At 65.8% G+C, this 6,832-nt stretch carries 5 protein-coding genes and 1 pseudogene; all 6 read right to left on the reverse strand.

The genetic code is table 11. The features are described 5' to 3' along the window. A pseudogene (locus VGU61_RS18335) lies at positions 1 to 141 on the reverse strand (acyl-CoA dehydrogenase); the annotation flags it as partial. A 20-nt stretch (positions 142 to 161) separates the two neighbouring features. Then, entirely contained in the window at positions 162 to 3,731 is a 3,570-nt protein-coding gene (locus VGU61_RS18340) for a molybdopterin cofactor-binding domain-containing protein (protein ID WP_326860684.1), read from the reverse strand. Beyond that, positions 3,728 to 4,219 (reverse strand): (2Fe-2S)-binding protein, encoded by a 492-nt coding sequence (locus tag VGU61_RS18345; RefSeq protein WP_326860685.1) that lies wholly within the window; start codon positions 4,217 to 4,219, stop codon positions 3,728 to 3,730. The genes VGU61_RS18340 and VGU61_RS18345 overlap by 4 nt, the downstream gene beginning before the upstream one ends. A 13-nt stretch (positions 4,220 to 4,232) precedes the next feature. Then, positions 4,233 to 5,012 (reverse strand): ABC transporter ATP-binding protein, encoded by a 780-nt coding sequence (locus VGU61_RS18350; protein ID WP_414691660.1) that lies wholly within the window; start codon positions 5,010 to 5,012, stop codon positions 4,233 to 4,235. An 11-nt stretch (positions 5,013 to 5,023) separates the two neighbouring features. Continuing rightward, positions 5,024 to 5,800 carry an ABC transporter ATP-binding protein gene (locus tag VGU61_RS18355; RefSeq protein ID WP_326860688.1) on the reverse strand — a complete coding sequence of 259 codons (777 nt, stop codon included), beginning with the start codon at positions 5,798 to 5,800 and terminating at the stop codon, positions 5,024 to 5,026. Further along, on the reverse strand, positions 5,800 to 6,832 hold a 1,033-nt coding region (locus VGU61_RS18360), incomplete at its 5' end, for a branched-chain amino acid ABC transporter permease (RefSeq protein ID WP_326860689.1). The genes VGU61_RS18360 and VGU61_RS18355, both read right to left, overlap by 1 nt.

Raw genomic sequence — 6,832 nt, forward strand, 5'->3', positions numbered from 1 at the left:
GAACGCTTCCAGGACGCGCGGCTGCAGCTTGTCCTGGCAGTAGGCGTGGGCGGCGTCGCGCACGGCGCGCTCTTCGGATGTCAGCTGCTGGTCCAGCAGCAGCGGGTCGTCCCAGTGGAATTGCACTTTCGATGATGCCATGATGGTCTCCGTGAGATGAATTATTCGTGTGCGGCACGCAACTTGGCGACGGTTTGCTCGATACCGTTCCATGCCGGCTTGTCGGGCGCATAACGCTGCCGCATATAGCCGGCGATGCGGGCGATCTGCTCGTCGTTCAGGCTGTGTTTGAACGCCGGCATGTAACCGCCGTCCCTGCTCACCGTCTCCGGCACGCCGTTGAGGATGACCTGCACGAGGTTGTCGGGCGTGCCGCTGTGCAGGTTGCTGTTCAAGGCGAATGGCTTGTTCAGCCCGAGCAATGCCGGACCGTTGCCGTCGTGATGGCAGCTTCCGCAGGCGGTCGAGAAAAGGCGGCTGTCGGCATCGATGACACGGCCGGCGCGGACCTTGGCGGCGGCGACGAGTTCGCCGGCAGCGGCTTGCGCATCCTGCCCCGTGCCCGCCGCATTGAATGACGCGAGGTAGTGCGCCATCGCCCGCACATCCTGTTCCGGCAGGGTCGCCAGTTCCTGCACCACCGGCATCATCGGACCGGCGGCGACGCCGTGATGTTCAGTATGGCCGTAGCGCAGATAACGGAACAGCTCCTGCTCGGTCCACGGCACCGGCGCGTGGGTGATCGAGGTGAGGGGCGGCGCTTCCCAGCCGTCGATCACCGCGCCGCCCAGATAGTGCCTGCCGGCTTTTTCCGCGCCGAGTGCATTGCGCGGCGTGTGGCAGGCGGTGCAATGTCCAAGGCCGTTGACGAGATAGGCGCCGCGATTCCATTGCGCCGATCGCGCGGGGTCCGCGGCATCGGGACCGGGCTTGAGGTAGAGCGCGTTCCATAAGCCCATCATCGGCCGCACGCTGAAGGGAAACGCCAGCTTCGTTTCAGGCACTTCGGTGCGTACCGGCGGCTGCGTCATCAGGTAGGCATAGAGCGCCATCAGATCGTCGTCGGTCACCTTGGTGAACGAGGTGTAGGGAAACGCCGGATACAGATGCCGGCCGTCACGCGAAATGCCTTCCCGCATCGCACGCTGGAAGGCGGTGAACGACCATTTGCCGATGCCTGTTTCCGGATCGGGCGTGAGATTGGTGGTGTAGATCTTGCCGAACGGCGTGTCGAGCGCGCGGCCGCCGGCATTGCGCGCGCCATTGGGCGCGGTATGGCAGACGGTGCAGTCGCCGGCGGCGGCGAGGCGGCGGCCGCGTTCGATGGTTTCCGCCGTGTAGATCGACGGGTCGATCCGCGCCACCTCGGGAATGGCCGGCCGCATGCCGAAAGCCGCCGCGCCGAGGCCGGCCACCAGTGCACCCGCAATGGCCCACCACGGTCGCCGGGTGCGTGGCGGTTTCGCCGGCTCGGCAGGCGGGGGATGCAATGCGGCCTTGACCACTTCCGCGGTGAACGGCGGCTGGCGGAATCGCACGCCCGTGGCATCGAAAATCGCGTTGGCGATGGCGGCCGTTCCCGGCACCGATGACGATTCGCCGGCGCCCTGCGGCGGCTGGTCCGGCCGTTGCATCATCATCACGTCGATGACCGGCACTTCGCGGAAGTTCAGGATCGGATAGCTGCCCCATTCCTTGCTGACGACGGTATTCTTGCGGCTGTCGACCTGCACTTCTTCCTTCAGGGCACGGCTGGTTGTCTGCACGACATTGCCGTGGATCTGCTGCCTGACGCCCGCCGGATTGATCATCAGCCCGGCGTCCTGCCCCACCACGACGCGGCGCACATGCACTTCGCCGGTGTTGCGGTTGACTTCCACGTCGGCCACCCAGGCCGCCCACGCGGCGCCGAAGCCGGGAAAGCGGCTGTGCGTATAACGCGCATAGGCGAAACCCTGTCCCTTGAGGAAATCACCGTCGGGCGGTTGCTGTTGCGGCTTTGTATGCGGCAGCCAGCCGGCGCGTTCAACGGTGGCCCGTACCAGTTCGGCGGCGCGGTCATCCTTCAGGTAACGCAGCCGGAATTCCACCGGATCCACGCCCGCCTCGGCGGCCAGCTCGTCGATATAGCTTTCATGGGCGAAGGAATTCGGCAAGGCCGAGACGCCGCGCAGCCACGAGGCGCGCAGGATGGGCGCCATGTCGTTGATGGCCACGCGCAGATTCTGATAGTCGTAGGGCGGCACCGAGGTGCGGTCGCCCATCTCGTAGGCAACCGCGCCCGGGCTGACCTTGCCTGTCAGCAGCAGGGCCAGCGTCAGCGCGCCGTTGGATGGATACGAGGTCTGGAAGTCATAGGCGGCCACGCTGCCGTCGGCATTCAGTCCGCCGCGCACTTCCATCAGTTGGGCCGCGCCCTTCGGCTCCCACTGGTGTTCCTGCTCGCGGGTAAGCTGCACGCGTACCGGATGGCCGACCGCGCGGGACAGCAGCGCCGCGTCGGCGGCGACATCGTCGGCGCAGTTGCGCCCGTAGCAGCCGGCGGCTTCCATGCGGATGACATCGATGGCGACATCGGGCAGATCCATCAGCTTGGCGAGATCGGCACGCAGCACGTGCGGATTCTGGCTGCCTGCCCATACCGTCATGCGGTCGGAACGCCAGTCGGCAACCGCGCACGACGGACCGATCGATGCATGCAGCTGGTAAGGCCAGACATAGGTCCGGTCCATGCGCACCGCCGCGTTCGCCAGTGCCGCATCGACGTCGCCCTGCTCCGCCACCACCCTGCGGGTGGATGGATTGTTGCGCAGCGCGACTTCGAGGTTCGCCAGATTGGGCAGCGCCGGCCAATCCTTCCACGTCACCACCAGCTCGCGCATTGCCTGTTCGGCATGCTCTTCGCGCTGCGCGACGACACCGACGAAATCGCCGATGGTGACCACCGCCACGATGCCCGGAATATGGGCGATCGACTGCTCATCGACCGATTCAAGGGTATTGCCGATGAAGTCGCCGTGGTCGGCACCGGCATAGGGCGGGCGGATGACGCGGCCATGCAGCATGCCGGGCACGCGCAGATCGTGCACAAAGGTGAGTTCGCCTGTCGCTTTTGCGGGAATGTCGACACGAGGCATGCTCTGGCCGACCAGCTTGTAATCTTCCGGGCGCTTGATCGGCGTTCCGGCATCGAGCAGGAGTTCGACGTGCCGCCCCTGCACCAGCTCGGCATAACTGATCGCCCGCTCCGCCTGGCCGCGCACCGACACGATGCCGGCGTCGACGGCGAGTTCGGCGGCATGCACGCCAAGTCGCTCGGCAGCTTGCGCCACCAGCCAGGTACGCGCCTGCGCGGCGGCGATGCGCAGCGGCACGGCGTGGATTTGAATCGATGCGCTGGCGATGGTTGCACCCTGGTTCGGCGCGCGGGTGGTGTCGCCAAGGACCATGTTGATCCGGTCCATCGGGACATCCAGTTCCTCGGCGGCGATCTGGGCGAGCGCGGTACGGATGCCGGTGCCGAGATCAACGTGGCCGTTGAGCGCGGTGACGCTGCCGTCGTCCCATACCGCGATCAGGATTTCAACACCCTCGGCGGGATTGCCGGGCACGGCCGCAGGCTGGCCCTTCACCGGCGGCGGGGGCGGCGGCGGTTCGCGGGTGATCAGCAGTACGCCCACGGCATCTTGAAAATCCCGCCGGCTCGCCGGGGTATCCGCGCGCCGGCTCATCGCTGTGCCTCTTTGGATTCCGCAAGACGGCGGGCCGCGCGATGCACCGCCTGCAGGATCTCGATATGCGTTCCGCAACGGCAGAGGTTGTGCGCCAGCGCATCCCGTATTTCCGTGTCCGTCGGGCGCGGATTGGCCTTCAGCAAGGCGACTGTCGCCATGATCATGCCATTGAGGCAGTAGCCGCACTGGGCGGCCTGCTCTTCGATGAACGCCTGCTGCACGATATGCGGCGATTGCACATTGCCGAGCCCTTCCAGCGTGGTGACATGCCGGCCTGCCACGCCGCGTACCGGAATGACGCAGGCCCGCGCGCATTTGCCGTCGACCAGCACCGAGCAGGCGCCGCACTGGCCGAGTCCGCAGCCGTACTTTGGTCCGTTGAGCTGAAGGTCGTTGCGCAATACCATCAGCAGTGGCGCATCGCCCGGCACGTCGAGGCTGTGCCGCTCGCCGTTGACCGTCAGCGACAAAGGCGGATTGCTCATTGCGGGTGGTGCCTCATACGCTCAGGTAGGCCTGCCGGACCGATTCGTTCGCGGCCAGTTCGTCCATCGATCCCTCGAACCGGATCTGGCCTTTTTCAAGGACGTAGGCGCGGTCCGATACCAGTTCGGCGAAATGCATGTTCTGTTCCGACAGCAGGATGCTGACACCCTCCGACTTCATCTCCAGGATCATCAGCACCATCTGTTCGACGATCACCGGCGCCACGCCTTCCGACGGTTCGTCCAGCAGCACGAGGTAGGGATTGCCCATCAGCGTGCGCGCCATGGTCAGCATCTGCTGCTCGCCGCCGCTCATGCGCCCGCCCGGCCGATTCGGCATTTCGCCGAGGTTGGGAAACAGCTTGAACAGACGCTCCGGGTTCCATGCCGGCGCGGGCGAGCCGTCCGGCCAATGGCGGGGCGGCTGCCGACCGACGTCGAGGTTTTCCATCACGCTCAGGTCGGTGAAGATGCGCCTGTCTTCCGGCACGAACCCGAGGCCGCGCGCCGCGATGTCGTGCGGCTGGGCGGTGGAAATGTCCTTGCCCATGAAATTGATCTCGCCGCGTCGTTTTTGCAGCAGCCCGATGATGGCTTTCAGGGATGTCGACTTGCCGGCGCCGTTGCGGCCCATCAACGCCACTACCTCGCCCCGGCGGACGTTGAGGTCGACGTTGAAGAGGATCTGCGCGGCGCCGTACCAGGCATTCAGCCCCTTGACGTCCAGCAGTTTTTCCTTCGCCGCGCCATTCACGGTCCCAGCCGCCGCGGTGTGCGTTGCCTGCGTTGACAGCGTCGTCTGCATCAAACGGCCTCCTTCTTCCTGTTCTTCTCGAATGTCTTCCCGGTGCCGAAGTAGACTTCCTGCACTTTCGGATGGTCACGGATTTCATGCGGCGCACCGCCGGCGATCAGGCGCCCGCGGGCCAGCACGATCATCCGGTCGGCGTAGGCGAATACCACGTCCATGCTGTGCTCGGTAAACAGCACCGCCATGTCGCGTTCGGTGACCAGCTTCTTGGTCAGTGCCATCAGTTCATTGCGCTCCTTCGGCGCCATGCCGGCGGTCGGCTCGTCCATCAATAGCAGTTTTGGCTTGTTGGCCATCGCGATGGCGAGCTCGACGCGCTTGACGTCGCCGTAGGCCAGCACGCTGCACGGGCGGTCCGCCTGCGCCGCCATGCCGACCTGGTCAAGCAGCGCGAGCGCCTCCTCGCGCTTGTGCGCGGCCGCCTTGCGCCACATCGAAAACAGTTTTCCGTCCGCCGAGATCAATGCCATCTGGACGTTTTCCACCACCGTCAGCGACGCGAAGGTTTCGGCGATCTGGAAGGTGCGGCCGACGCCCATCCGCCAGATCTCGCGCGGCTTGAGCCCGACCAGTTCCTTTCCGTCGAGCTTGATCGATCCGGCATCCGCCCTGAGCTGGCCGTTCACCATGTTGAAGGTGGTGGATTTGCCGGCGCCGTTGGGGCCGATCAATGCAAGCAATTCGCCGGCGGCAAGGTCGAAGCTGATGCCGTCGACCGCCTTGACGCCGCCGAAGGACTTACCGAGGTTGTTTACCGTCATGAGGCTCATCAGTGCACTCCCTTGGAGCCGGCCTTGCGGTCAGCCAGGTTGTTGGACAGCTGGCGGATATAGCCGGCGATGCCCTGCGGGAAAAGCAGCACCAGCAACAGGATGATGCCGCCCAGCATGGCGCGCCAGTAGTCGGTGCTGCGCGCCACCGTGTCATGGAGCCAACCGAAGGTGACCGCGCCGACGATCGGCCCGACCAGGGTTTGTATGCCGCCGAGCATCACCATCACGATACCGTCCACCGACCTGCCGACATGCAGGGTTTCCGGCGAAATGCTGCCCTTTGAAAAGGCGAACAAGCTGCCCGCCACGCCGGCGGCCAGGCCGGCGATGACGAATGCGACCCATTGCAGCCGCTTCACATCGATCCCGATGGCGTCGGCCCGAAGCACCGAATCGCGGCTGGCCCGCATCGCATACCCGAACGGCGAGAACAGTGTCCGCCGCAGCAGCAGAACGCCGGCGACAACAATGGCGAGCGTGAGGTAGTAGTAGGCGGTCCGGTCCGACAGCCACGACGCCGGCCACACGCCCGTCAGGCCGTTGCTGCCGCCGGTGACGGCATCCCACTGGTAGCTGATGGCCCAGGTGATCTGCGCAAAGGCCAGCGTGAGCATCGCCAGGTAGACGCCCGACAGGCGCACGCAGAACCAGCCGAACAGAAGCGCACCCGCGGCAGCCACCAGCGGACCGGCAACCAGCGCGACTTCCATCGGCAGCTGCAGGCTGCGCACCAGGATCGCCGCGCCATACGCGCCGAGACCGAAATACGCCGCATGCCCGAAGGAGTGCATGCCGGCCGGGCCCATTATGAAATGCAGGCTGGCCGCGAACAGTGCCGCCACCATCAGGTCGATCGCCAGCACGGTCATGTACGGCAGACCGGACAACAGCAGCGGCAAGGCGATCAGCGCGACAAGAAGCACCGCGCCGATGATGGTGTACAGCTTGCTCGCGGGCCGCAGCGGTTCTTCCATCTCGCCGTAGCTGCGGCTCGGCGCCTGCGGCCGGCCCAGCAATCCGGACGGGCGG

Source organism: Noviherbaspirillum sp., assembly GCF_035944575.1.
Classification (GTDB): domain Bacteria; phylum Pseudomonadota; class Gammaproteobacteria; order Burkholderiales; family Burkholderiaceae_D; genus Noviherbaspirillum.